We start from the raw sequence: 26,921 nt of genomic DNA on the forward strand, positions 1-26,921 counted from the left end.
CTCTGACCAGAGGTTGACATTCTCATAATTATGCACAAAAATCCCGGTTGACACTACAGATTATTTGCACGCTTTTCGGAGAAATGCATGCCTGATTACCAGCATCCAAGCGAGCTTGAGCCGAAGCTCAGCCGCGCTCACCTTGATGTCGTCTGCAACAACCTCTTGGATGCTGCTTACAAGGCGCTCGAGGCTACCTCCACTGACGATGACACTAACTGGACTCGAGGGATCTTCCCTTACGGTCGCATTCATGGCCGCTTCAAGCGTTTACATCTCCAGGGTGACCTCCCTTGGTTCAAGCTCGTCAACAACACGCTGGATTTCACGGTCAGCATTGATGGGGTTTTGATGCAGGTGGTCACGGATGATCCCGACACTCGCAAAAAAGGCTATCGAGTGGAGAAGAACGTCGTTGAGCTTTACCACGACAGCCTTCTAGGGCCGGCTACTGACGGGAACGTAACGTGGCGGCTGTACGTAGACAGCGATCGAAATCCAGATGGCCCGACTCTCACCGTGTCTGTCCTGGGCTTCGACACCAACCGAAATGTCGTTAGCAAGTGGACACATAACTACGAACCTCTGGTTTCTGTCCGCGTCACCGAGCTTTCCCCTATTGTTGAAATTGATGATTCTCTGCCAGTTCGTCGCGATAAGGACGCTGCGCAGAAAGAAACGAAAGACGCTGACTTGAAAGATGAATGACACAACAGGCCTTCTGCCTCTGGGTGATGAGTTCTCACCCGACAAGCTCCGCCTTGCAAGGTGCGCCTCGGGGCGATCCCTTGCTGAAATCGGCGAGCTCCTTGGCGTGACCAGACAATACGCACACAAGCTTGAGATCAACTCAATTCCCAATCCTGGACAGTTGAAGCAGCTATGCGAAATCCTGAACGTCAAGGAGAGCTTCTTCTTCGTTCCGCGCAAAAGTGGTGTTGAGCTTGAACAATGCCACTTTCGTAGCGTGCGAGCCTCGACCCAAACGCTCAAGAAAACAATCGCAGCCCAAGTGGAGATCTTCGAGCTTCTCGTTGATGAGCTGGACAAGGAGGTAGCTTTTCCCTCCGTCGATTTCCATGCCATCGAGGAGCCAGTCACTGGTGCCGGAAAAATTGAACAGGTGGCCGAGCGTTTTAGGAGAGAGCAAGGAATAGGTTTGGGCCCACTTTCGAGCGTTACCAAGCTTGCGGAAAAGATTGGGGTGCTCGTCGTCAACCTGGCGGACGCGGACGATCGCGTTGACGCCTTTTCATTGTTCAACAAACGTCCATTGATCGTCCGGAATACCTCAAAGGTGAACCCTGGACGGCAGCGCTTCGATCTGGCCCACGAGCTAGGTCATCTTGTGATGCATCAAGGGGTGGAAACCGGCTGCCGGGAAACGGAAGAGCAAGCTAATCAATTCGCCAGCGCTTTACTCATGCCAAGGGCTAGCTTCGCCGCTGAGTTCCCAGCAATGCGAGGTAAGTATCTCAACTGGCCAGCGCTGAAAGACTTGAAGCTTCGCTGGAAGGTGAGTTTCAAGGCGCTGATTTATCGTGCACGGGCTTTGGATCTTCTCACCGCTGACCAAGCCAAGAGCGGCTTCACTTATCTCGCTCGGAAAGGGTTTACTAAGCACGAGGAGTTCGACGAGCTCATCCCAATGGAGTCTCCCCTGCTTGTGCAACGAGCAATCGATCTCCTGGATTTTTCTACTTGGAGCCGGGTTCTCGCAGGGGCTGGACTGACCAGTCAGATGGTCGAGAACCAGTTCATGCTCAAGGTGCCTGCTTCTCCGTTGAGGCTTATAAAGACTGGCGATTCCCAGGGGTAATCCCAAGCCACTCAACAGATGCCCTGCTTCCCCAGGGCATCTGCAGATAGTCAGAAGATCTCATCGTCATCTTCGCCCGCCGCGAAGTCGGCCAGATCAACGTCGAATGCTCTGTCGAGCCGCAACAGCGTTCGATCACTAGACGTATCGCCAGCGTCGATACAGCCTGAAGCATCAGCAAAAATAACGATCGCCTTGTTCCCAGTCTTCGAGCTCGGGTAGATGATCCCATCAATTTGATGATCGTCATCGGTACGGTAGACGTGCCTGAAATACTCGGTCACCACCTGGGTCGGAACATAGTCCGCGTGAGCTCGATCGCTTCGCTCGATCGGTTTGGTGAAATCCTCGACGAAGTCACACATGAAGCTGAAGTATGGCCTTAGCGTTTGCAGTTCAGGATCGAAAAGGCTCGGCACATAAAACGAGCGGGACAGATCAACCACTCGCAGATCCCTGATAGGCGAAAACTCGCCGGTGGCTGCCTTCTTAAGGGCTCCCTCAGCAGGATCGTAGGTTTCACGAATGGCGGTGTCTTGATCGAACGCCCCATAGAACATAGGGATTCCCACGGGGCTCATCCGGTTCGGCATGTTCGCATGCGCGGCTGGTGGCGGCCCAAGCTCACTAGCTCGGCTGAGGTGAACCTCAGGATCGACGATGCGAACGCGGAAGATTGACTGTCCTGTAGGCACTGTATCAATTAGGTCGAGCTTTTTCGCCACGCTCCCCAGCGTTTCAAGAATGTCGACCGGGTTCATCTCATCGTGCTGATCAGCCGCATATGAGGTGTTCACAGCTTTGTAAAACACGAATCGTGCTGTGTGAATGATGAAATGACTGAAGCTCTGCCATCCGTAGACCAGCGTTCGATCTATGGGTAACGAATACGGATCTCTCTCGCACCATGCCACGTCGTGTATGGATCCGGCGATAGTGTCGAACACTTCTTCCGAACACTCGGGGCCGTGGTAGTAGAGAAGCTCCCAAGTGCCGCATACGCGGCCCTGCCAGCCTCCTTCACGGGTTTCGTAAGCGAGCCCCTCATTCGTAGCTTCGCCCCACTCTATTGAGAGGCTGTTGAAAACGTGCTCAATCACGTCATTCATGTCAGCGACGCGTCGGCTTCCATCGCAATAGCTGCAGATTCCTCTCACCGAATTATCCTTGATGAAAGCTTTGAGGCCGTCATCTTCGACGCAGCGTAAGCACACGAACGTGTCCTCGACTCGCGAGAAACCTCGCTCCATGTCCTCTTCCATCATTCTCTTGACTCCGCCCATAGCAACGCCTCAGATGCATGCTCAAACATCTCAAAAGTACTGGATACGTAGCATCTTCAGAGATAGATCGTTCGGATTCGTACCGTCATGAGTAGCACATGATCAATGGAACTGGGACGGGAGCCTCGATCAACCTGGCGCTTTTCTCGACTACCCACGCGCCAAACGGCCACATCACCTGAAGCACAAGGAGAATAGTGAAGGTCAAAAAGGCCCGAAGCAGATACTCATGGGTCATTTTGATGCCGGTCACTTTTTCGTTGACTAGCGAGTAGTTATGCAGAACGGCGCGGGCGAGCTGTTTAGCTAAGCCCGCTTTAGGCGAGCTTTCTTTCCAGGTATTGGCTAGCTCTCCTGGGCCAAGCTGAGCGAACCCTGCGACTTTCAACGTTCTGAATGCCCACGCCCCTGCGCGTAGCAGAAAGGCTACTGCCAATCCGAACAGGACGAGACCAATGCAGCCTAGCCATTTGCTCGACTTGTCGCTCCACAGAGCGGGCAGCAGTGAGACTAGGACGGGTATCAGCGCCGTAATGGCGGCTAGGTAGATACCGGCTTTCGCGTCAGCTCCCTTCCGGCGGTCAACCTCTGCATCGAAAAGACGGCGTGACTCGTCCAACACCACGTCGCTGTCTGTCGACCAATCCCCCGCCTGAACAGACGCAGCAATGCCCTGCTTCCATTCCACATCTTCAGCCTGCTGAGTAGGCGACAACGGGATGAGGGTCGGCCATACCCAATGAAGCCAGTCTTTAAGTTTGAGCAATGGCGTTCACCGTCAGCTCGTCTACGATTGCAGCAGCGATTGGGTAACCCGTGAGATTCTCGATCCAGGCCCACTGCCCGTTCGGATTTATCTCCAAGAACCACAATTTGCCCGATTGATCGCAAACCAAATCGATTGCCCCGTAACGAAGACCTAGGCGCTGGACGAGATTCACGCACTGACGTTCAACGCGTCGATCAAGAACAATCTTTTCGTGGCGAAGATCAGGACGACTGCCCTTGCGCCAGTCAGTTATCGTTTCCTCGTTATCTTGTGACCAGATCGCCGTCGCAAAAACCCGCTCGCCCACGACGGTCACTCGGACATCGTATTGCTTCAAGATCTCTGATTGCACAATGAAGGGGGTCAGCCTGATGGCTTCCGCCTGTTCATCCTCAATCTCAGCGAGTCGAGAGGTGAAGATGACTCGCTCCGTTTCGCCTGCTAACACCGCTTGTCGAAGAGGCTTGCCAATGGCCTGGCCACGAGCAGAGATAGCCCTAGCGCATAAGATGTCGTTCGTCACAAATGCCTGTGGTACATGGAAGCCGATCTCCTGCGCGAGAAGGAGCTGCATCGGCTTGTCCTCAGCCATGAAGATCTTGGTGGGAGAGTTCAGCCACCGGCCTTCTAAACGGGAGTAAAGGCTTTTGAGGAAGCTACTCCACTCCGCTTCGATGTAGGCCCGCTCTCCAGGATCCATTGCCGTGTCCGGTACAACTGGAGCTCCCGGCCTACGGAAATAAGCTCCTGTTATCGCTGCCCCGCGGACTACTACCCCGTCTAGCGAAATAGACCACGCGTCCCGGGGAAACCCTGCCATCGAGCACAACGCTTGGGGCAACTGTTCGGTATTCAGCCGAAAAAAAGGCTGGCCACGTCGACGGAGCTCACCAACCACGTAGTCCATCGTGATGTCACGACAATTTGTAACCAACAACAACATGAAGCGCTTCCAGTTCAGTCCGTGTAGTAACGAGCATCTAGCCCAAAGGTAGGATCACCATTGTCGTCCCGCTCCAGCTCGACATTAGTCTTGGTGATCAGCTCCAGGATGTGATTGGCACTGCATTGATCATCGCGCTCAGTCGCCGCATCGGTTTTGGTAACCAGCTGCAGCAGGTGATTGCTCGAGTCGAATCGATGCGGGGAGCCTGAATCAGCCGATTGGCCTCGGTAAGGACTGGGATCGTCGTCATCGCTTTCGACTCTCTGGTAGGTTTTGGTCAACAGCTCGACCTGCCAGCACGCCTCGTCATCCTGCTCAGCGTTGACCTTGGTCTTGGTCATCAGCTCATTCAGCGCCCCGTCAGCGATGATTGGAACTACTCCATCAGGAGCCTCAACGGCCCACATCTGGAGCTCCGGGGAATAGAAGCCCGGGATACTGTCCTCTCCTGTTCTAGGCGTCGCAAATCTCGATAGAAAGGGCGACGATTTCTGCAGAGCTCCCAAGCTGGCGTCTCCTGTGCCGGCGAGTCGCGAAAGGCGACAATGCCCGGACAATACCAGATTCATAGCAATCTGCTAGCAACAAAAGCCATCAGGATTTAGGATCTGGGGCAGCCGATAAACATCGCCATGAGAACATGAATCCGTTTGGCTATTTGTAACGGCGCGGAAAACGCCCGACAGAACCCAGACGTTGATATGCTTGAGGACGACACCCCCCACATGGAGGGACAGCTCAAGGGACGTACCGACCTCCTCATTCTGGAGCACCGTAAGCGAGGCCTAGAACTACTGATTTTCATCGGGAAGCGAAGTACGAATACCTCATCCCTCCTTCCAGAAGATCGGCTTAGTTCTTGGAGAGCCGGCATTGCTGTGCCTAGCTAAGTGCTCATCCCATCAGAAATCTTATAAAGTGTTAGAAATACGTCTGCTTCGGTCACGCTGAGCAGGTCTTCAAAGATGGTCACAAGGACGGTCTATGGCCGCCAAGGATGAGCAAGTGATTGGTCGTGGGTCTGAATGGCGTCGCTGGGAACCGCACATCCATGCGCCGGGAACTGTCCTAAATAATCAGTTTGGCAGCGACTCCCCTTGGGATGTCTACCTCAAAAAACTTGAGACAGTCGCGCCGAAAATTGAGGCGCTGGCGGTGACTGACTATTACCTTACTGACACTTACGAAGAGGTGCTAAGGCAAAAGGCGGCTGGCCGTTTACAAGATGTGCAGCTCATTTTTCCCAATGTCGAATTGCGTTTAGATGTCGCTGCAAAGTCTGGCTTCGTCAATTTGCATCTCCTAGTCAGTCCTGAAGACCCGAACCACATCGCAGAACTGCACCGCATCCTTCAGCGCCTTCAGTTCCAGGCGCATGGCGATACCTTCAACTGCACCCGCCAAGATCTGATTTCGCTCGGGAAAAAAGCCGACACTAGCATTCTCGATGATCGTGCGGCGCTTTCGCACGGTGCCACGCAATTCAAGGTAAATTTTGACCAGCTTCGCCGCGTTATGCGAGAGAGCGATTGGGCGAAGACCAACATCCTCATCGCGGTCGCAGGCGCGACGGGCGACGGAACGTCGGGGTTGCGCCAAGCCGCAGACGCAACCATGCGTCAGGAGATCGAAAAGTTCGCCCACATCATCTTCTCAAGTAGTACGGCACAGCGCGAGTTCTGGTCTGGTCGTAAGGGCGTGACGCTCGACCAACTGAAGGAGCGATATGGCGGTTGCAAGCCCTGCCTCCACGGCAGCGACGCCCACGACCAGAAAACCGTAGGCCAGCCGGTTGAAGAGCGTTATTCGTGGATCAAGGGTGGTCTAGAGTTCGATGCCCTCCGCCAGGCTTGTATCGACCCCGAAGGTCGGGCTTATGTCGGCAGCGAATCGCCGTCCACGGCCATGCCTTCCCAAGTTATCTCGAACATAACTATTGGAGATGCCAGTTGGGCAGCAACTCCGGACATACCAGTTAATCCTGGGCTCGTCGCAATCATAGGCCCGCGCGGCTCAGGCAAGACCGCGCTTGCTGACATGATTGCCGCCGGCTGTGACGCAATCACGCCAGGCACTTGGAGTGCGAGCGCAAATATCAGCCCGTCATTTCTCGTCCGTGCCCGCCAGTTGCTTGGCCACGCGACTGCGACGCTGACATGGGGTGGAGGTGCTTCAGTCACACGCTTCCTCGACGGTCGCGATGCAAACGGTCATTTAGCCTTTCCCCGAGCGCGCTACTTGTCGCAGCAATTCGTAGAGGAGCTTTGCTCCTCTGCTGGCGTCTCCGATGGACTTATTGCGGAGATAGAGCGTGTGATCTTTGATGCCCACCCGCACGATGATCTTGACGGCGCTATCGACTTTGCCGAATTAAGGGATTTTCGCACCGCCCGTTTCCAGCAGGCCAGAGAACGGGAGGCTGAGGCAATCGCCGATTTATCCGAGCGCATTGCCACGGAGATTGAAAAGGAAGCTGCTGTCACAGGCCTAGCGCTGCAAGTCACGCAAAAGACCGGCCAGATCAAGAGTTACAACGAAGATCTCGCCAAGCTTGTCGTAAAGGGAACTGAGGCGCAGGCCATTCGCCACACCCAGCTCGGACAGGCCGTGCAGACGCTGCGCGGCACGATCCAGGCCTACGGAAATCAGCGCCGGACATTCGTTGCCCTGCAGGATGAGGTCGTCAGCACTCGCAATACCAAGGCCCCCGAGCTGCTTCGCCAAGCCAAGGAGCGGCATGTTCTCAGCGGCCTCAGTCAGGAGCAATGGGATGAATTCCTGCTGATCTATAAAGGCGATGTCGATACGAGTTTGACCAGCTATGTCACATGGTCCGATCAGCAAATCGCAGCGCTCACAGGTCCGGCCATTCCGGCCACTCCAACCAGCGACCCGAACACGCCGCTCTTCCCAGATACTACTGACCTCTCCAAATTAACCCTCAATACGCTGTTGGCTGAAATGGCCCGGCTGGAGGTCCTACTAAGCGCCGACAATATCATTCGCGGTCAGTACTCCACCCTGTCAAAGCGCATCGCCCAAGAGAACGCAGCGCTCATTACCCTTCAATCACGCCTAGCCGACGCTCAAGGAGCTGGCGCGCGTCGTAAGGAACTCCAAAGCGAGCGCGATGAGGCTTATGGCCGAGTATTTCAGGCGATCATCAATGAGCAGAATTCGCTCTCCGATCTTTATGGACCGCTGATGGCGCGCTTGAATGCGTCCACCGGCACACTTCGCAAGCTCGGGTTCTCGGTTCGCCGCGTCGTCGACGTTGCCACCTGGGGAGCTGTGGCTGAAGAAGACCTTCTCGACCGACGGAAGGCCGGGCCATTCCAAGGACGCGGTGCACTAATCGCTCTGGCGGACACAACCCTACGATCAGCATGGGAAACAGGGTCGGCTGCCGACGTACAGGCAGCGATGGCGAACTTCATTTCGCTATACATGCGCGACCTTCTGAGCCAGGCCCCCTTTGGCCAGAATCAACAAGCAGAGTTTCGTGGCTGGTTGAAGCAGTTCGCGCACTGGCTTTTCGCCACCGATCACATCTCGGTGCGATACGAAATAGTCTATGACGGAATGGATATCCGCAAACTGTCGCCTGGAACGCGGGGAATCGTACTTCTCCTTCTCTACTTGGCACTGGACGATGCTGACGATCGGCCACTCATCATCGATCAGCCAGAGGAGAACTTGGACCCCAAATCTGTGTTCGAGGAGTTGGTCGCCCTGTTTATCGCGGCCAAGGCCAAACGCCAGGTAATCATGGTCACGCACAATGCCAACCTCGTCATCAACACCGATGCGGACCAAATCATTGTCGCCGACGCCGGTCCGCATCCTGCTGGTGGTTTGCCCCCATTCAAATACACTTCTGGCGGCCTTGAGAACACTGCTATTCGCAAGGCGGTTTGCGACATTCTGGAGGGCGGCGAAGAGGCCTTCCGCGAACGCGCACGTCGATTGAGGGTTAGGCTGGATCGCTAACGGCTGCGGCATTGAGCTCTCGATGCGTAGATTGATTGTCCGATGTTTCGGAACAAACATCGGTTTTCCTCACCTTGATGCTGCGCACCGGTATGGACGCAAATTGCACCTGGGTGTGATCCCATCGACCAACGGAAGGATGCAACAGCTCCAATGACGGCCTCCGCTCCTATAGACACTACGGGCCTGCTCACCATATTGGGAGTCATCGCCGCGGTGTGGGCGCTCATCTCTCCCACTAACCGACTCCGGCTTCGCTTCTGCACGACCTGGGTGGATTGGGTCGTGGGTGGGTCAGTGCTTTGTCTTGTCCACTACTTGGTGTTCGCCCCGGCCTTGGTGCAACTTGGGCTGTACTACAGCTTGGGGCCTTGGAAATGGGGGCTCGACAGTTCCAGTGCGGTGTATCTGCTGCTGCTCTCGGTGGCGCTCTACTTCTTTTGGCGAACACGCTTTCCGACACTGGCCCGAGGGCGAGTTCACGTCTTTCGTGAGCTGATCGAAAATCTGCACCTGACGAAACGCTACGACGAGCTGGTGCTGCTGGTCGAACCCCAACTGCCGACACTCATTTCCCTGACCCAGCAACAGTCTTGGCTGGTGTGCTGGATCGAAAACCGGGGCAATTCCAAGAGTGAACTGGCTGCGCTCCTGCGTGGGGAAGCCCCTAAGTCCCCTTCAGCCTGGCGCAAACAGTGGCGCCGCGTGTTTCAAACATTGAAATCAAGATGCGCGGAGCGAGACCAGGCCAGCCTACATGCCCGGGAGATCCTGTTGAATCTGCTCACCTCACCTGACTTGATCGTTCACTTGGCACAGGCGCACCCACATTTCTGCCTAAAACTGCTGAAGACTGACGAAGCAATACGCTCCGACTTCATAGCGCATTACATCGAAGCATTGCTGGACGCGCCGGGAAGCCGTCTCTATGTCGAGCTGAAAAACAATCAAAATCTAAATGGTGGAAGCCGCTTGTATCTGCCGGAAAGCAATCGGTTACTTCGCTTTTTCTTCGCTGATGCAGCCATGGCGGTGAAGAACGGCTTGGAGGCGGCAATAGGTGACTCAGTATGCCGCCGCTTGGATGAAGACCGGAATTTGGCCGAGAAGCTTAACCAGCCGCTGGGCTCCTACCAGCAGAGTGGGCGGTTTCGCTGTCCAATCAATTCCGGCATCACGCTCTTTGAGATCATGGTGCACGAAGGCATCCATCAGGGACTCCAAGACCATATGTGGCTGCACTACTTTGACGACTTCGCCGAAAAGATCCTCAAGCAAATGTCCGGGCCACCCGACGAAGATGCCTATCAGGAGTGGCCGACGCCCTTTCACTACATCCTCTATCGCCTCGTCAGCATCGCCACGGATTGGGCTGAGCAGTGCGCGCGGATGGATGACTCTGAAATCCCGCAGGCAACGCTTTCTGCCGGTAATTTTGATCGCCACTACATCTCCAAAGAAGCTACTAAGGTGCTTGGCGCAATGCTGCAAGACATCATTCCGAGTGAGAAGCTATCTGCTTCCTTCAAGACGTATCTGCTAGAAGTCGCCATTCGCAGCCATGTGCAACTCCAGAGCGATCCGAAGATGGCAGATGTTGCGGCGTCATTCCTGACCGCCGTGATCCAGGGGGCCAACTTGCCAACGAAGGTCGCCTACCGGCAAGAGCTTCGGAATGTATTCGGAAGTTTAGATCACGTTCTGAGGGGCAACGCATCTGCCTTCGAAACAGCGCTGGATGCCTCCCTGCCTTGACCCTCTACTGCGCTCAGGTGTCCGCCGCACGGGGGTGGGCCGTGATGGTGGATGACACCAGAGTTGAATCACTCATTCGGCATGTCGGACGTTGGCTGTAGCTACTACTTGATTGAGGCCATAGCCTCTTCGCTCATCGCCCTCGTCAATGAGTCGCATCATGGCCTCGCGCAGTTCGCTCGACACGGGTGTGCTGGCGTCCGTGTCGCGAAAGTAGCGCATCACGGTGCCCGCAACGATGTCGGCCAGCTGCACGCCGATGGCCTCATGCGATTGCGCAAACTCGATGCTGGCTTCTTCCTCGAACCGGTAGTCAGACTGCGGGGTGTAGGGCAGATCCACGGAGCGGCTCAGGTTTTCGGCCGTCATTTTTCCCAGGCGCAGAATGTTCTCCACCTCCAATTGCTGGTCGTGTACCAAGCGGATGCCGGCCAAGCGCTTGCTGTAATAGCGATTCATCCTGGCATAGATACTCGTAAATGACGTCAGGTTCGGCAACATCCAGACCTGTTTCGCATGTTTGTTGAGATCGGGGGGCGGAAGAAACCGCGACCAAGCCTCGCTACCGTTATCACGTTGCTCGCCGTATTCGGCTTCAGCCTCCTGCACCATGTGGGCAATGCCTTCCGCGATTTGCATGGCCGATCCGGTGTAGCCCAGATCTGTAGCCATGTCGCGCAGCACGGCGAATGAGGCGCGGAGCGTCGTGTCACCCGGCGCCAGGCACGAGGCGACCAATGTATCGAGGACGCGTTCGGACGCGTGAAAGTACAGGAAGTCTGCCACCGTGTTCTTGATGAAGTGGAGCTTTACCGACTCGGTATAGCCAAGGCATGCTGGCAAGAGTTGGAACGAGGTGATGCTGGTGCAGATAAAAAAACGCTTGTCGACCACCTCGATGAAAAGCGGAGCGCGCTGATCAAGCAATCCATGGATGACTTCGGCCGAAAATCTTGGCTTGGCTGTCAGCGACTTAGACTTGAGTTCGCCGGCAGAAATGCGGTGACGGCTTCGCAGCTCATTGATGCGATCGTCCCAGTCATGACCGTCCTCAAGACCAATGCCGGCCAGGGCGAAGTAGGGCTGGCCCTTGAAGTCGTAAGCATTGCCGCTGTTGATCATGTCCCCGCTGTGGCCGCTTTCATCAATATAGACGGTGGTCATTTTCTGTCCCTAAAATGATTCGCCTTTAGATATATAGCGCATTCTGAACGCGCGCTCGACCTAGTGTTAAGGATCGGGCGCGTCTGCGCCTTCCTTTGAGCTGGCGGCTTTGGGTGTCTTCCTGCCACCTCTGCAGAACGTCAATGTCCCGTTGCAGGGAAGAACGACTCTTTGATCAAAGTGCGCCAAAGTGCCTGCTGATCCGTTGATTCAACTGTCTTTGACCATGAGGTCGGTGCGCTGCCAATGCTAGAAATCTCCCCAATCAGCCAGCGCCAATTCGAGCTCTATGCCCTGTCGCTCGAACACGGTCCCAATTTCGACCCCGCGCATATTTTCAGTGCCTATCAGGCCGGAACTGGTGGCGTAACCGGCTGCATTCTTCTTGATCCGGACACAGGAGCTTTCACATATCTGGCCATGCGCCGCCGCATCGACCACTGTTGGATCAAAGTAGATGAAAGCGGGCCCTACTCCACACCCGAGGCTGCACTAGAGCGACTCACCGTCGCTATGCGTGCCAGTGATCCACCGGAACCATTGCCGCCAGGAGTCAGGCGTCGCCCGCATTTGCTGAAACCGGGGCCGCGTGGGACTTCTCCAGAGTTCCAGCTGCTGACAACCACGATCAACCATCTGCCGGCGCTCATGGCGGTCGGCGAATGCTACCTCGCGCTTCCCAACCCCGACGCCAATTTCGCCTCAGATTTTCAAACCAACAACTTCGCGTCCCGTCTGTTCGAGCTCTACCTTTTCAGCTGCTTTCGTGAGCAGGGTTTGAACGTCCGACAAGACCATGTCTCTCCCGACTTCTTGATCGAGAAGGAAGGTAACGCATGCTGGATTGAGGCAGTTACAGCAAACTCCGAGCTTCCACGCGCCGGCGGCATAGGGAAATGGGTTCATGCCCCAAAGGATCGCATTGAACGGCTCACAGGCAACCCGGCAGAACGATTCGCAAAGACGCTGCGCGGCAAGCTCCAGCGTAACTATCATGAACTGGGCCATGTAAAAGGACAGCCGTTCGCCTTAGCGATCGCCGACTTCCATGATTTCGGCTCCATGGTTTGGAGCCGCGAGGCTCTTCCCACCTACCTTTACGGCTTACGCGCGGACGTCACCGGAGATGGCACTGATCGTCGCTCGATTGGAGTGCCGATCTCAAATCTGACGGGCCAACACAGCATTCCTGCTGGGCTCTTCCGCGACCCAAATTTCGCACACCTCTCGGCCGTCATCTTCAGTAATTCTGCAACGCTTGCCAAATTCAACCGCATGGGTTTCTTGGCAGGATGGCGACCGCCCGGGCTGACGATGATCAGGCGCGGCATTCTCTTCGACCGAACTCCGGGCGCACTAGAGCCTATCGATTTCAACCTTGCCGTCGACAGTGCCGAATACCAAGCACTCTGGCCGTGGGGCGAAGCTTGGTGTCAGGAACTGGAAGTGTTTCACAACCCATTGGCAACACATCCCATCCCGTTTGATCTCATCCCCGGCGCGACCCACTGGTTTGAACGCGATGGCGACATCGAATGCAGCACGATTTGGGCGAACTCAGTCATCTCATCGGTCACTCATCTACAGATGGACGGCAAACCCGCTGTGACGAGCAAGCCGCGTGACCGTCGCCAACCACCTGCCCCCCACGAGCACAGAATAGACAACGACAATGACGAATGAGCCATCTGACCGGACGATCATCCTACATCTCCTCCGCGGCGCCGTGCCCGAGCGAGCCGATGAAATAAGCGGTCTTTGGAGCCAATACGGCCATGCCGTCGAGATCGCGCCAAGTAAAAAGGGCGTGACGATGAATGCCAACGAGAAACGTATCCAGTTCGACACTAAGACGATCGACTTGTTCTGGCTACTTGGTTTCAGCTCGTGGCGGGCCATCGAAGTGTACGCACCAGCCTTAGTTGTCGCGACATCCAACGGGTTACCGCTCGACCAAGCCCTCAGTGTCGATGAAGAACGCGGCCAATATGAATTCGACTACAAGCAGCGCATCGCCGCCGCCCAGTCGCTCATCACAGCCGAACAGACCTCAGACGTATCCTGGCCGATGGACATCCCCCTGCCGAGCGCCGACCGTGATGGCCTGGGCAACATTCAGCACATGGCGGCATTCGACCTTGTTGCGCTCGCCTTGGCCTTCGCCCTGCTACACGAATTCCAGCACGTAATGTTCTGCGCCGATAAACGCGCGCCCTCTACGCGACCTGAAGAGGAAATCGCCTGCGACACCTATGCCCGAACTTTCATGACAAGCGAGCTCGCCGCCTATGCGAAGGTACACGGACACGATTTCGCCCAGGTCCAGAACAAGCGCGCGATGGGCATCACGCTCGCCGCCGTTGTCGTTCATGCGATGACGCCGCCCCATGCACGTTGGGGCGATAGCGAATACCCACCGATCAACGAACGGCTGACAGCAATGATCCGTGGCTACACTTTGCCAGCCGATTCATCATTCTGGGCCTTCACGGCCTGTGTCCTAATCGCGCTAATGCGGCAGGAAAACCGTCCGCTCGACATTGTCGCCTACTCGAACAAAGAAATGGTCGAAATGCTGCTCGACCGGCTCGGTTGAAGGCCTAGGGGAAATAAGATGCCGGTCTATTTCATTGGTGAAGATGAAAACGGATGCTCTCCTATCAAGATCGGGGTCGCGAAGAACATCGAGGAGCGTAAGCGCAATCTCCAGACTGGTAACCCTCTTGATCTGAAACTGCTTGGATGGATCGAAGTAGCCGATGCCTTTCAGCTTGAACGCCAGCTTCATCAGCATTTCGAGTCGACCCATGTGCGCGGCGAGTGGTTCGCAATCGAGCCTGCAGAGATCTAGCCCATTCTCATGCGCGCTGGCCTAGACGGATTTGTCGCCAAGAACGCTGATGCGTTCCAGGTCATTGGCTATGACCGTGACGCTGTGCCGGAGTATCTTGGGGTATGGGAATGGGGCGACCTTGAGATCTATGAATGTTGCCCCTACTGCGGCTGCCTGTGCGGCATGCACTTTCAAGATGCATCACAGATGTACCACTGTCTGAACTGCGACACGCTAACGGACTTTTCGGACTTGGACCCACGCAACGAAGACTTGGACGACTGAGCCATGACTGACAAGGAACTTAGTGCAAGTGAACAATGGCTTGAAGCCCGAGCCCCCGGCTTTCGGCGCCTACCAGATCTTGATCGCCGCGTCATATTCGACTTCGCCTTTCTTTGGAGTCTTTTCGAGGCACAGATCATGGAGAACCACGCCCGGACTGATCGCATCCGCGATCGAATCGATGCCTGGACTTTGGACGGAACGCTAGGAGCTGAGCTCTACGAGGGGGAGCTTGCCTATTTTCGGAATCGTTACTATGCCGACGGTGAATTGACTCACCATTTCCCGCACTTGAAACTCCGGCCCTCAGACCACCTTGGTCTCGTTCAGGAGGTTGTTGAAGGGGTGAACGACACCCCACGCGACCGAATGTTAGCTCTCCTGATGATCGTCTGGCGCCTACGCAACAATCTCTTCCACGGCGAAAAATGGGCCTATGAGCTTCGCGATCAGCGCGAGAACTTCAGTCATGCGAACAGCGTTTTGATGCGAATACTCGAACGCCATGGCCGGCTCGGCTAACAGTCCAGCCGCCCTTGAAGACCGTTCCCTAGCCAAGTTGAACCGGTCCCTCGCGCTCGATCCAGGCTTCAGAATTCCCGAATGCGCAATGGGGAACCGTAAGCCTAGTGTGGCCTACGCGGCTATTTCGGGTCGCCCTTCTTAAATCCCCTGTCCCCTGCCATAAAGGCCTCCAGCATGTACGGAATGAGAGTCGCCGCATCGACGGTCTCGCCATACGCTTGACCGTATAATGCCGCATAGCGGTCCAAGTCGGCTTTCAATCTCGCTGGGCACATGATGGTCAGCTTGACGCTCTCGGTCTTGGGGAGCGGCCCCAGCCGCAGCTTGCGCGATGTGGTCATCTTGATATCCCCCCGATCGAAGAACAGAGGCTGATACGGCCTCAGAATCAGATCGCGATTGACGATGACGCGGACCGGCAATCCGGGACGCTCAGTCAGCGTTGGCTGGATGCTGAGGTTGCGTCGGGTCATCTCCTGCCCGACCTCATTCACGCTGTCCTGCATGCTGTCACGCCCTGCGACGATGACGCGATCACCGTTTTGGCGATTCTCCAGTGCGGCCAACTCCGCGCCAACACCCAGCAATGTCGTCAACGCGGCACCTGCAAAGATACGATCCCAGTGCCAATCGACACCATCCTCAAGGCCAGCGTAACCAGCCGGATCAGTGACCGCTAGGTTGTCGAGCGCGAGCGAAGAAGTGTCCGGCAAAATGATGCGACTCCATACCATCTGCACGCGGCTCGACCAACTCGGAATGTAGCGAGTCAGAAGGCACGATCACCAAGGCCGTGGCCATCCGCGTGACGAGCCGTAGTCCGAGCATGGCCTGATTCATTCCCACTCAACCGGCATGACTGTCGCGGCATTCGTAGCCGGTGCCAGCACTGTCACGAGCGCGACGCACAGCTCGCCTAGCTACGGCTCACGTAGACCAGCCGCCTGGGTTTGCCGAGCAGCGATCAAGTTGAAAATGATAGATGCGCAAGGACGCTGTACGGTCCTAAAGTGCGCTTGATGCCCTGCCCTGGGCAACCAATCATCAGGCATGCTCCGAACAAGCCGACTGGCGTACACTGAAAACCGTGGAAGTCCATCATGCTCCGCATCAGAAATCGCCATTCTCGATCGCTCGCGCACCCGGTTCGAATGGGGGCACAATTGGGGGCATAATTAGTTTTTTTCTGGTTGTAAATACCGTGTTAGAGCGGAGTCAAAATGTTCTTTGGCGATCCTGAAAGCCTTTAACGCCAGGTTACGCCGACGATTCACAAAGCCTGTACACGTGAATAAAACGCTGTCCTAACCAAGCCTCAATCGTCCATCAGCCCCGCGAAAGGACGTTCAACCTAACCCAGGTCGAGCAGCAAAACGACCTATCGAAGGAACTCTCCTGATGGAGCTCAGACAGCTTCAATACTTTCTTAAGATTGCCGAACACAGAAGCTTGAGCCGGGCTGCTGCTCAGCTTGGCCTGGGGGTTTCTGCCTTAAGCCAGCAAGTCAGTAAGCTGGAAAATGAACTGAGTACTCGGTTACTCAATCGCACGACCACTGGCGTGACACCGACCAGCGCCGGCATGGCGTTTCTTCACCATGCGCAACTTGCGGTAAGGCAGATAGGTAATGCGGTACATGCCGCTCAGCGAGGTCGCATGAGCGGATACGTCAGTGTGGGCCTGCCACCCACTACGGCCAGCGTTCTGGCGTTGCCTCTGATCGAGCGCATGCGCACCCGCTACCCTGACATTCAGCTGCACTTAGTGGAGATGTTATCCGGCCATCTCGCGAGCCAGCTTAACGCTCGGCAGTTAGATCTGGCGGTTGTGTTCCAAGCCGATGCCGGAAGGCGATGGCACGTCACTCCGTTGCTCGACGAAAAGCTGTTTGTCATAGCAGTCCCGACTCTGCTTGATATCCCTGAAGGCGATACCGTGCAAATTGATCAACTCGGGCATGTACCGTTGGTTATGCCCAGTGCACAGCACGGATTACGCACTAGCATAATCACGGCGTTTGAGCGCAGTGAGACCGTCCCTCACATCGTGATGGAGATCGATGGGCTAGCGACGCTGATGCAAGCAGTCAAAGCTGGACATGCGGCGACAATACAGCCAGGTGCCGCCGCCGCTCGCTTAGGGGATGCAGAACTTCGCATGGTCGAAATCTCTGACGACCACGTGGGGCGCCGCAACTTCCTAGCCAGCCTTTCGGACGACGAGCTGTCCCCTGCTGCGTTAGCCACGCGCGTCGTTCTTCTTGAGGTCAGCCGTGAGCTAGTGAATATGCACCTTTGGCCGGGGGCAAGCCTTCAACTGCCAGAGGCTCTCCATCAGGTAGGCCTTTAGTAAAAGTAAAGGCCCTGCTGCTAGCACGTTCTTTCGACCACTCAGACCTCGCATTAAGCTTCGCTCACTCACAAGGAGCACCGTGCTCCAGCCGGTTGTAGAGTCGAGTCGAGGAAAATAACAATGATTGATGTGTTAGTCATCGGAGGGGGTAATGCCGCCTTATGCGCTGCGCTGATGGCGCGGGAGGCTGGTGCGAGCGTCATGCTTCTGGAAGGCTCGCCCAAGATTTGGCGGGGTGGCAATTCGCAGCACACACGTAACCTTCGGTGTATGCATGATGCGCCGCAAGACGTTCTAGTAGACGCCTACCCAGAGGAAGAGTACTGGCAGGATTTGCTGAAGGTCACCGGCGGGATCACGAATGAAAAACTTGCCCGAATCACGATCCTTGCATCTTCCAACTGCCGAGACTGGATGCGCTCCCACGGCGTTCACTTCCAGGCGCCGCTCTCCGGCGCTCTCCATGTTGCAAGGACAAATGCCTTTTTCATGGGCGGTGGCAAAGCCTTGGTCAATGCTTATTTCCGAAGCGCTGAGCGAATAGGCGTTCAGATTCGCTATAACGCCCAGGTCACCGATATCGAGCTCAAGGACGGAAAGTTCATTGCTGCACATCTCCCTGAACGCGTGGTGGATGACGAGCATCTGCCGGCTGAACGGATCGAGGCCAAGTCCTGTGTGCTCGCTGCTGGCGGTTTTGAATCCAACCGTGAATGGTTGCGAGAAGCCTGGGGCCAGAACGAACGGGGTGAATGGCCCTCCGATAACTTTTTGATTCGCGGCACGCGTTTCAATACCGGAGTGCTACTTAAACGCATGATAGCGCTGGGCGCGGATGTCATCGGTGACCCGACTCAAGCCAACATGGTTGCGATTGATGCGCGGGCTCCTCTCTACGATGGAGGGATATGCACCCGTATCGACTGTGTGTCTCTTGGGGTCGTAGTCAATCGGGAAGGTGAGCGCTTCTACGATGAAGGCGAGGATTTCTGGCCCAAACGTTATGCCATCTGGGGTCGACTGGTCGCAGGGCAGCCCGGTCAGCAAGCGTATTCAATCATCGACCAGCAAGCTATAGGCAGATTCATGCCACCTGTGTTTCCAGGCACCACCGCTAACACACTGGCAGAGCTTGCCCGGAAACTAAACCTGCCCGTCGAGACCTTCGTTAAGACGGTGGAAGATTTCAATCAGGCATGCCAGGCAGGGACATTCGATCATACGGCGCTCGATGACTGCCACACTGAGGGCCTAACCCCTGCGAAGACTCACTGGGCGCGCCCTCTAGTTAACCCCCCTTTCTATGCATATCCGCTCAAGCCGGGGGTTACGTTCACATACTTGGGACTGGCGACTGACGAAACCTCTGCCGTTCATTTCAACGGCAAGCCTAGCCCCAACTTGTTCGTCGCAGGGGAGATGATGGCCGGGAACGTACTGGGAAAAGGTTACACAGCCGGGATTGGCATGGCCATCGGCACTGCTTTCGGTCGCGTTGCCGGGATCCAAGCCGCAGCCAGCGCAGACATTGCTTCCAAATCAGAGACAGGGGGATCTCGATATGCAGCTTTATGATCCCAAAACTGCCAACCCGTTGATTCCGGTTCTAAATGTCGATGAGACTGAAGTTCAGCGACAAATGACCATTTGCAACTCGTGCCGTTATTGCGAAGGGTTTTGCGCAGTTTTTCCAGCCATGACGCGCCGACTGGCGTTCGGGCAAGCAGACATCCATTACTTGGCCAACTTGTGTCACAACTGCGGCGCATGCTTGCATTCTTGTCAGTACGCAGCCCCGCACGAGTTTGCGGTCAATGTTCCAAAAGCCATGGCCAAGGTGAGGGTCGATACCTATGGGGAATACGCATGGCCTAGACCATTTGGCCAGCTTTATCAGCGTAATGGGCTGACCCTCGCTGTAGCCTCGGGTATTGGCCTGGCGCTGTTTTTGTGTCTGACGCTGGCCATCATGGGCAACCTGTTCCGTGAAATGCCGGGCGGTAATTTCTACGGCATTTTCCCTCATAACACCCTTGCATTGATGTTTGGCGCCGTGTTTGGTTTCTCCATATTGGCGTTAGGGATTGGCGTGAGGCGTTTCTGGAAAAATGTGTCACCCGCCCAAGTTCCTACTTCCCTGAAGGCATCGGCAGCCATCGAGGCGACAGCCAATGTCGCTAAGCTCAAGTACCTGGACGGCGGTCATGGTGAGGGGTGCAGCAACGCCGATGACAAATTCACGCTCTGGCGACGTCGCTTCCACCACTTGACGTTCTATGGCTTTCTGTTGTGCTTTGCAGCCACTTGTGTGGCCACGCTTTTCCACTACTTCCTCAACTGGTCCGCACCCTACCCTCTCTTCAGCCTTCCAGTGATTCTCGGCGTACTAGGCGGCGTCGGGTTGTTGGTGGGTCCTGCAGGCTTGTTGTGGTTGAACTTCCGGCGTGATCCCGAACACGGCGATGCGAACCAAAGGCCCATGGACCGTGGTTTCATAGCCCTGCTGTTTCTGGTCAGCCTTAGCGGTCTGGCGTTGCTAGCCTGGCGGGAGTTTCCAGCCATGCCGCTGCTGCTGGCGATCCACTTAGGATTCGTTATGGCCTTCTTCCTGACGATGCCTTACAGCAAATTCGCCCATGGGATTTTTCGATGTGCGGCGCTGCTTAAGTTCTCAATCGAGAAACGCCAACCAAATCCTATCAACGCCGGGAGCGATTGAATCCGGCCTTCACGATTAGAACTCGTTTTTTCACAGAAATAACTAATGCAAGGAGACGAAATTGAAAACTCTCGAGTTTCTCACCCATGTTCGTAGCAGCTGAAGCCAACGATGCCGGCGGCCTGGCGGTGGGGGACGATAAATGTAAGGTCTCAGTAAATACACCGCTGAGTGAGCTGCAGCCGCCGGCAACAACCCGGTGAGTCAAAATGAGTAGGTCTAGATAGACTGACAGGCATTGACGGTCGTTCCAAACATCGGCAGGTCAACGGCGCCAACGGTGGTCAAGCACGCGGCAGACCTAGCTCTCAATAGTTACGTATTGCGCAGGAAACGCTCAAGCACATTGTTGGTGATCATCACGGTGTAGATGTCTGCCTGCATGAGCCCATGCACCCATTCGCAGGTGGCGGCGGTAAACACCTCGCCTCGACCTTTGTGGAAGTGCACCACCATGCCGGCCCCGCGGCTATGCATATCGATGCTGGCGTCGCTGAGGTCCGGCGCCAGTACGGAAGCACGAAACCGCGCATCGCCATCGCCGAGCATGAATGAATAGGCATCCTCGGACCGGCCATGCTCGGCATTGGCCGCCCAGCCCATGGCGAGAATTTGCAATCCGCAGGGCGCCCCGTCTGTGTAGAGCGGTTCCGGGAGGCCGTCGACGAAGGTGTATTCCAGGCCATCCACCTCATAGCCGAAGAGGTTGGCTTCGTCCGCGAACATATCCGCGTAGCCGAGGCCCGTCCCCATGAACGCCCAGTGCTTGGGCCTGAAGACTGTGTACCCGCGCGGGCTGCGCGGCGCCATGCCTCCAAAGCTGGCGTAAATCCCCCGCAGAGCATTCACCCCGAACGTCGTTGCCCCGGGGTGATTCACCCTCGGATCTTCCCAGGCCCCCGTTAGCCGATGAGGCTCGGTAGCGGCCACAGGATCGAGCGCACCGGCATCGTACTTGTAGGCCACCTGCCGCCGGCCTTCATCCTCCAGGCGAATCTGCCACATGAAATTGCCGGCGAAGCGCGCGACCTTGCCGCCCTCCTCGACAAAGGCGTCGACATGGTCACGCATTTCCCGCGTCCAGTACTCGTCGTGCCCGATGAAGACGGCGCAGGCGTAGCCCTCAAGCGCGTGGGGGTCGTGATGCAAATCGTCCTGGGTCAGGATATGCACCGTATAACCTTGCTGCTCGGCCCAGACCACAAAAGGTCTCTCGAAGGAAGCCCACCCCGCCAGCGCGTAGTACTTGGCGTAGCCGTTAAGGGAGGCCCATTCGATGAACTCATAGCGCGCCGGCCCTGGCTTGCGGGGCCGGGTCGCGTTGACGCAACGTGGCGCATCGGCCGGCAGCCACACCTGCCCTCGCGCCCAGGGGCGCTGCGCCGACAGCAACGGCGAGCGGCCACGTGGCGTGCCGGGGTGAATGCCAAAGTAATGATTGGCGCCGCCCCAGTCGTTATAAGCGGCCCACGTCGAGGTGGCCGCGACGAGCACCAACGCATCGGCACGCTTGCACAGCGCCTTGACGATAAACAGATGATGCCCGAGGACGCTGTCGTCGCCGTCCCGCACTTCCACTATGTAGCCACCCTGCTCGGCATCCGCCGGAATTGACCATTGCATGAAGACAGGCCATTGGCAGCCATGCTCGTAGGCACGTTCGGGTATGGGGTGGAATCGAGCGTCAAGGCTGTCGGTGGTATGCAGCGTGCGGGCGATGGCGCCATCACGATAGATCCGCAGCCGCACGTGCGGGCGGTTCGACGACAGATACAGGCAAACCGAATCACCCGGGCTATAGGAGCGACGGTCCGAGTAGCACCAGGCGGCCGCCGGGCCCGACTCGCAAGGAACTTCGACCCAGGTCTCGCGTGCGGCCTGACGTGGGCCCGAAGTCTGGCTGACGGTCACGTTGGCGCCCGGGCGCTCACCTCGCGCAGCGGTGTTTTTGAGGTCTGTGGAATTCATTGAGTCGTACTCCTTTGATCGGCTGATTCTGCAGCTCGACCAGCCAATGTATTTACGCTGACTCGAGCGCCAGGCGCCTTGATGTGCGCAAGGTCGATGCCCGCTGTTTCGTCGATAAGAAACCCTGCCAGCACAGTGACGACGCCCAACCCGATCACATAGCTGACGTACAGATAGCCAAGGTCGGCGCCGCTGAGATAGTTGTGTAGATAAGGGGCGGTGCCGCCAAAGATCGCCACTGAAACCGACGAGACCAAACCGACGCCCTGTGCCCTTGCCTGGGTCGGCACCTGCTCGGACAGCACAGCAGGGAAAATCGCCGCGATCAGCGACCAGGCGCCCAGCCCCAGCACCTGGGCCAGGAACAGCGTCCAGGGCTCAGTGGTCACCATTATCGAAAGGGGATAGGTCAGCACGATCACGCCCAGGCCCCAGGTGATGACCATGGGCCGGCGCCCTACCCGATCGGACACCATCCCGCAGACTGGCAACCAGCACACACAGAGGAGCTGCGCGAGAAGGCTGGCCACATAGGCCCCCGTGGCGTCCATGCCCTGGGCAATCGCCGTCGAGGCGCCGAACGTGACCCACGCGTAGTAAGTGACATTGGCGGCCGCTGCAAGCATGACGATGTTGCGCGCCACGCGTAGCATTTCGCCCTTGGACAGCTTGCGCGGCGGCCGCACCAGACCCTGCTGCTCTACAAATACATGAGACTCCTGGGCGCCACGGCGCAAAAACAGCGCATAAATACCGAGTACTCCACCGATGGCGAAGCCAATCCTCCAGCCGTAGTCACCCATGGCCTGCGCCCCCAGCAGCCAAGTCAGAACTGCCGCCACGGCCGTTGCCGCCATCACGCCCAGCGTCACCCCCACATACACGGAACTGGACCATAAGCCACGGTGCTTGCTTGGGGCGATCTCGGCGACATAGGTATAGGAAACCCCTGTCTCGCCACCATGGGCGAGCCCCTGCATCAGCCGGAAAAACAGCAGCGCGACCGATGCATACAGGCCAATACTCTGGTAGTCAGGGATAAGCGCGATGCCCAGGCTGCTGATCGCAAGCAGCAGCATGGTGAGCACCATGATGGTCCGGCGCCCCAGTCGGTCGCTCAGCCGGCCAAACAACCAGCCGCCGACAGGGCGTGCGACAAAGCCAACCGCAAACACCGCAAGGGTCGCGAGCATCGCCGAGCGCGCATCGGTCTTGTCGAACAGGTTGCTTGCCAGGTACACCGAAAAGGTGGCGTACAGGGTCCAGTCGAACCATTCGAGCGCGTTGCCGATACCGGCCGCGCGCAACGATTTGAGGCGTCCTTGGTGAGACGTCGTATTGTTCATGGGGTATCTCCTGGTGACGAACGGGATCGAAGCGGTTTTGGCAAACCGGATCAAAGGTGCAACGCGGGCTTGGGCTGGCGTACGCCCTGGGCAGATGGCACGCGGACACGCAGCGCAATCAGCAACGCGGCCAGCAGCATCAGCATGGCCGCCGCTACGAATACGCCTGCGCTGCCACCGAAGCTGAACACTGCACCGCCAGCAGCGGCGCCCGTGGCGATGGCCGACTGCACAGAGGCCACTACCATCCCTCCGGCACTTTCCGCCTGGTCAGGTACCGCGCTGGCGACCCAGTTCGACCACGCCACCGGCACACCACCAAAGGCCAAGCCCCAGACCGCCAGCAGTAGCGCCTGCCCCGGCACCGAGGCCGGCAACAGCACCAGCGCCAGGGCTGCAACGCCGACCAGCGCCGGCATCAACACCAGCGTGGCCAGCGGGTGACGCTCCAGTAGCCTGCCGGCCAACAGCGTGCCGGCGAAGTTCGCCACGCCAAAACCCAACAACATCAACGACAGCCCCTGCGGGCCGATGCCAGTCGTCCCTTCAAGGAATGGCCGAACATAAGTGAACATCGCAAAGTGGCCGCTGTGCACCAGCACACAACCGAACATCCCCATGGCGATGCCCGGGCGCTGCAACACCTCGAGCACAGTGCGCAGACGTGCCGGCCGGCGCGGCGCCAGGCGCGGCAGCGTGAACGACTGGAAAGCCAGGGTCACCATGCCTACCGCCGCCGCGGCAAAGAACGCGCTGCGCCAGCCGTACAGCCCGCCCAGATAGCTGCCCAGCGGTACTGCAACGACCGTCCCGACGGCAATGCCACTGAAAATGATCGACAGCGCCCGGGGCAACAACGCACTCGGCACCAAGCGCATCGCCACCGCCGCCGCCATACTCCAGAACCCGCCAAGGGCAATGCCCAGCAAGATGCGCATCACCAACAGCACCGCGAAGCTGGAGGAAACGGCGACCAACAGATTGGAGGCGACCATCAACGTGGAAAAACCCAGCAGCACCCAACGTCGGTCGATGCCGCGGGTCAGGCCGGGCACCAGCAAGCCGGCGAACAGCGCCACCACGGCGGTCACCGTTACCGCCTGGCCAGCCAGCGCTTCGGACACCCCCAGGTCGGCAGACATCAGCGTCAACAAACTGGCCGGAAGGTACTCAGCGGTCAGTAATCCGAACACACCCATTGCCAGCGAGAAGACGGCCATCCACGCGGGCGTCGCAGGCTCTACGTCCGCACCGACGCCGCAATGGCGGTCGGATACGGTGTTACATACACAGTCAGTCATTGCACGGATCTCCCAATCTTCATGGCGAGCCGAAGTCTAGGCGCGGGAAGCTGGATGATCTATGATCGAAAATCTCTCCTTTTTGACTAAAACACCTGAATAATGCCAACAGATCAGTTTGCTCTTTCCTCGGACCTCATCAACGAGCTGTTGCGCGGCATGCGCCTGCGTGGCGTCGAATACCGGCGTATCCAGGCAGGTCCAACCTTTGGTTTGGGCTTCGCGGAAAAACCTGGGCACGCCTGGTTCCACTTCATGGCCGTCGGCAATGCCGTGCTGCGAATGGAGGACGGCAGCACCTACGCGCTATCTGCCGGCAACGCCGTGTTCATTTCCCACGGTGCGGCCCACCAACTGTTTTCCGATCCGGACGCGCCTGTTCAAGACATCGACCGCCTGGACGGCGCGCCCTTAGGTGACACCGTCAGCGCGGTTAATACCGGAACCGATGCCAGCCCCACGCCGAGCACTATTTTGTTCAGTGGTTGCATGGAGTTTGAACTGGGCAGTATCCATGGCCTTGGCCGGCTGATGCCGGGACTGATGCTGATTGATGCCGGCGGCCAGCGTTACCCCGGACTGGTGCCGATCCTGACCACCATGGAGCGCGAGGTCAGCGCCGCGCGTATCGGCTTTGCCGGTATCCTCGCGCGGTTGGCTGACGTGGTGGCCGCCATGGTCGTTCGCGGCTGGGTGGAGTGCGCCTGCGGGAATGCCTCTGGCCTGGTCGCCGCCTTGCGCGATCCACGCTTGGCCGGTGCCCTGCTGGCGCTCCATCAACAACCGGGCCGCGACTGGACTGTTGCGCAGCTGGCCGAGCACTGCAACACCTCGCGCTCGGCCTTCGCAGACCGCTTTCAAGTGACGATTGGCATGACCCCGCTGCGCTACGTCACCGAACTGCGAATGCGGCTGGCAAGCCAGTGGCTGACGCTCGAAAGGCTGCCGATTGAAGAGGTGGCGCAGCGCTTGGGCTATACCTCCCAGGCCGCTTTCAGCCGCGCATTCAAGCGCATTACGGGCAAGACACCGGGTTTGAGTCGCAAGGTGAGGCCGCACGCTGTTACTTGAAGCCGATGAGCCTTTGACTCATCTACCCCCCGTTACGTCGAGGAATGTACCGGTAACGAAGGATGCCTCCGCGCTCGCCAGCCATAGAATCGCGCGCGCCACTTCCTCCGGCTGACCGCCCCGCCCCATGGGGATCGAGTCCTTGACACGATCCACCCGCCCCGGCTCACCGCCGCTGGCGTGCATGTCGGTATAGATATGTCCGGGGCGAATACAGTTGACCCGTATCCCTTCCCGAGCCACCTCCTTGGCAAACCCGATGGTGAAAGTCTCCAGCGCGCCCTTTGACGCCGCATAGTCGACGTACTCATTGGGGCTGCCAAGGCGTGCCGAGGCCGATGAGACATTGATCACCACCCCGCCCGGGCCGTTGTAGCGGTAAGACATGCGCTTCACCGCCTGCTGGGCACAGAGTATTGGCCCAATGGCATTGACCGCAAAGATGCGCTGCATCCGCTCGAAGCCGAGGGCCTCCAGGCGTGACTGAGGTGCGAGCATCCCGGCGTTATTGACCAGTACGTCGATGCGACCGAACGTGCGGTCGATGGCCGCGAACACATCGGCCACCTGTTGCGGGTCCGCACTGTCGGCCCGCATCGCCAATGCCCGGCGCCCCAATGCTTCTACATCCGCAACTACCGCCAGCGCTGCGGACTGGTTGGCAACGTAGCTGATCGCAACGTCATAACCTCTTTCGGCGGCCAGCCGGGCGGTTGCCGCCCCCACTCCACGACTTCCACCCGTGATTAGAATCAGCGGTGCCTGCGAGACATTGACCATTAAACATTGCTCCTG

At 57.4% G+C, this 26,921-nt stretch carries 22 protein-coding genes and 1 pseudogene; 12 read left to right on the forward strand and 11 right to left on the reverse strand.

From position 1 onward, the window contains the following. Positions 1–87: 87 nt before the first annotated feature. Positions 88–708 carry a hypothetical protein gene (locus J3D60_RS05895; protein WP_005737903.1) on the forward strand — a complete coding sequence of 207 codons (621 nt, stop codon included), beginning with the start codon at positions 88–90 and terminating at the stop codon, positions 706–708. Further along, positions 701–1,819 (forward strand): XRE family transcriptional regulator, encoded by a 1,119-nt coding sequence (locus J3D60_RS05900; protein WP_074909455.1) that lies wholly within the window; start codon positions 701–703, stop codon positions 1,817–1,819. Before J3D60_RS05895 ends, J3D60_RS05900 begins: the two co-directional genes overlap by 8 nt. 50 nt (positions 1,820–1,869) lie before the next feature. Here the strand turns inward: J3D60_RS05900 and J3D60_RS05905 are convergent, their stop codons facing one another. From J3D60_RS05905 to J3D60_RS05920, 4 genes are all read right to left on the reverse strand, one after another. After that, entirely contained in the window at positions 1,870–3,084 is a 1,215-nt protein-coding gene (locus tag J3D60_RS05905; RefSeq protein ID WP_253490394.1) for a HEPN-associated N-terminal domain-containing protein, read from the reverse strand. Positions 3,085–3,187: 103 nt separating this feature from the next. Continuing rightward, on the reverse strand, positions 3,188–3,868 hold the full coding sequence (locus J3D60_RS05910) for a hypothetical protein (protein WP_226524849.1): 681 nt from the start codon (positions 3,866–3,868) through the stop codon (positions 3,188–3,190). After that, positions 3,855–4,814 carry a hypothetical protein gene (locus J3D60_RS05915; protein ID WP_226524850.1) on the reverse strand — a complete coding sequence of 320 codons (960 nt, stop codon included), beginning with the start codon at positions 4,812–4,814 and terminating at the stop codon, positions 3,855–3,857. The genes J3D60_RS05910 and J3D60_RS05915 overlap by 14 nt, the downstream gene beginning before the upstream one ends. Positions 4,815–4,828: 14 nt before the next feature. Next, entirely contained in the window at positions 4,829–5,224 is a 396-nt protein-coding gene (locus J3D60_RS05920) for a hypothetical protein (RefSeq protein WP_226524851.1), read from the reverse strand. Between the two features lie 577 nt (positions 5,225–5,801). Here J3D60_RS05920 and J3D60_RS05925 point away from each other — a divergent pair. Both J3D60_RS05925 and J3D60_RS05930 read left to right on the forward strand, forming a co-directional pair. Next, the gene (locus J3D60_RS05925) at positions 5,802–8,807 is read left to right on the forward strand and encodes a TrlF family AAA-like ATPase (protein WP_226524852.1); all 3,006 of its coding nucleotides are present in this window, start codon (positions 5,802–5,804) and stop codon (positions 8,805–8,807) included. A gap of 153 nt (positions 8,808–8,960) precedes the next feature. Beyond that, complete coding sequence (locus J3D60_RS05930) at positions 8,961–10,562, forward strand: hypothetical protein (protein WP_253490395.1); 1,602 nt, start codon at positions 8,961–8,963, stop codon at positions 10,560–10,562. A gap of 72 nt (positions 10,563–10,634) precedes the next feature. On the opposite strand, the gene J3D60_RS05935 is transcribed toward J3D60_RS05930, so the two are convergent. Continuing rightward, positions 10,635–11,726, reverse strand: a complete 1,092-nt coding sequence (locus J3D60_RS05935) for a DUF3800 domain-containing protein (RefSeq protein WP_253490396.1) — start codon at positions 11,724–11,726, stop codon at positions 10,635–10,637. 246 nt (positions 11,727–11,972) lie between these two features. Here J3D60_RS05935 and J3D60_RS05940 point away from each other — a divergent pair, with 246 nt between their 5' ends. From J3D60_RS05940 to J3D60_RS05955, 4 genes are all read left to right on the forward strand, one after another. Beyond that, positions 11,973–13,409: a hypothetical protein gene (locus J3D60_RS05940; RefSeq protein WP_226524855.1), complete on the forward strand. Its 1,437-nt coding sequence runs from the start codon at positions 11,973–11,975 to the stop codon at positions 13,407–13,409. Next, positions 13,399–14,322: a phage exclusion protein Lit family protein gene (locus J3D60_RS05945; RefSeq protein WP_226524856.1), complete on the forward strand. Its 924-nt coding sequence runs from the start codon at positions 13,399–13,401 to the stop codon at positions 14,320–14,322. Before J3D60_RS05940 ends, J3D60_RS05945 begins: the two co-directional genes overlap by 11 nt. 18 nt (positions 14,323–14,340) lie before the next feature. Continuing rightward, positions 14,341–14,577, forward strand: a complete 237-nt coding sequence (locus J3D60_RS05950) for a GIY-YIG nuclease family protein (RefSeq protein WP_253490397.1) — start codon at positions 14,341–14,343, stop codon at positions 14,575–14,577. Positions 14,578–14,847: 270 nt separating this feature from the next. Continuing rightward, positions 14,848–15,366 (forward strand): hypothetical protein, encoded by a 519-nt coding sequence (locus J3D60_RS05955; RefSeq protein ID WP_226524858.1) that lies wholly within the window; start codon positions 14,848–14,850, stop codon positions 15,364–15,366. A gap of 122 nt (positions 15,367–15,488) precedes the next feature. On the opposite strand, the gene J3D60_RS05960 is transcribed toward J3D60_RS05955, so the two are convergent. After that, positions 15,489–15,710, reverse strand: coding sequence for a DUF2274 domain-containing protein (locus tag J3D60_RS05960; protein ID WP_226526092.1), 222 nt, complete (start codon positions 15,708–15,710; stop codon positions 15,489–15,491). A gap of 9 nt (positions 15,711–15,719) precedes the next feature. Beyond that, a pseudogene (locus tag J3D60_RS05965) lies at positions 15,720–16,115 on the reverse strand (TrbI/VirB10 family protein); the annotation flags it as partial. A 652-nt stretch (positions 16,116–16,767) separates the two neighbouring features. Here J3D60_RS05965 and J3D60_RS05970 point away from each other — a divergent pair. The 3 genes from J3D60_RS05970 (at position 16,768) to tcuB (ending at position 20,440) form a co-directional block, all read left to right on the forward strand. Continuing rightward, positions 16,768–17,718 carry a LysR substrate-binding domain-containing protein gene (locus tag J3D60_RS05970; protein ID WP_253490398.1) on the forward strand — a complete coding sequence of 317 codons (951 nt, stop codon included), beginning with the start codon at positions 16,768–16,770 and terminating at the stop codon, positions 17,716–17,718. Between the two features lie 123 nt (positions 17,719–17,841). Further along, complete coding sequence (gene tcuA, locus J3D60_RS05975; protein WP_253490399.1) at positions 17,842–19,296, forward strand: FAD-dependent tricarballylate dehydrogenase TcuA; 1,455 nt, start codon at positions 17,842–17,844, stop codon at positions 19,294–19,296. Continuing rightward, complete coding sequence (gene tcuB, locus J3D60_RS05980; RefSeq protein WP_253490400.1) at positions 19,283–20,440, forward strand: tricarballylate utilization 4Fe-4S protein TcuB; 1,158 nt, start codon at positions 19,283–19,285, stop codon at positions 20,438–20,440. The genes tcuA and tcuB overlap by 14 nt, the downstream gene beginning before the upstream one ends. Before the next feature lie 315 nt (positions 20,441–20,755). Here the strand turns inward: tcuB and J3D60_RS05985 are convergent, their stop codons facing one another. The 3 genes from J3D60_RS05985 to J3D60_RS05995 are packed head-to-tail and all read right to left on the reverse strand — an operon-like array spanning position 20,756 to position 25,055. Then, complete coding sequence (locus tag J3D60_RS05985; protein ID WP_253490402.1) at positions 20,756–22,408, reverse strand: N,N-dimethylformamidase beta subunit family domain-containing protein; 1,653 nt, start codon at positions 22,406–22,408, stop codon at positions 20,756–20,758. Further along, complete coding sequence (locus tag J3D60_RS05990) at positions 22,405–23,754, reverse strand: MFS transporter (protein ID WP_253490404.1); 1,350 nt, start codon at positions 23,752–23,754, stop codon at positions 22,405–22,407. The genes J3D60_RS05985 and J3D60_RS05990 overlap by 4 nt, the downstream gene beginning before the upstream one ends. Before the next feature lie 50 nt (positions 23,755–23,804). Beyond that, positions 23,805–25,055 (reverse strand): MFS transporter, encoded by a 1,251-nt coding sequence (locus J3D60_RS05995; protein WP_065941602.1) that lies wholly within the window; start codon positions 25,053–25,055, stop codon positions 23,805–23,807. Between the two features lie 102 nt (positions 25,056–25,157). On the opposite strand from J3D60_RS05995, the gene J3D60_RS06000 reads away from it, so the two are divergent. Beyond that, entirely contained in the window at positions 25,158–26,126 is a 969-nt protein-coding gene (locus J3D60_RS06000) for an AraC family transcriptional regulator (RefSeq protein ID WP_065941603.1), read from the forward strand. Between the two features lie 18 nt (positions 26,127–26,144). Here J3D60_RS06000 and J3D60_RS06005 read toward each other — a convergent pair whose 3' ends face one another. Further along, positions 26,145–26,906, reverse strand: a complete 762-nt coding sequence (locus J3D60_RS06005; protein ID WP_253490406.1) for an SDR family oxidoreductase — start codon at positions 26,904–26,906, stop codon at positions 26,145–26,147. Positions 26,907–26,921: the final 15 nt, after the last annotated feature.

Origin of the sequence: Pseudomonas sp. S3E17, assembly GCF_024168685.1 — a bacterium.
Taxonomy (GTDB): Bacteria; Pseudomonadota; Gammaproteobacteria; order Pseudomonadales; family Pseudomonadaceae; genus Aquipseudomonas; species Aquipseudomonas marginalis.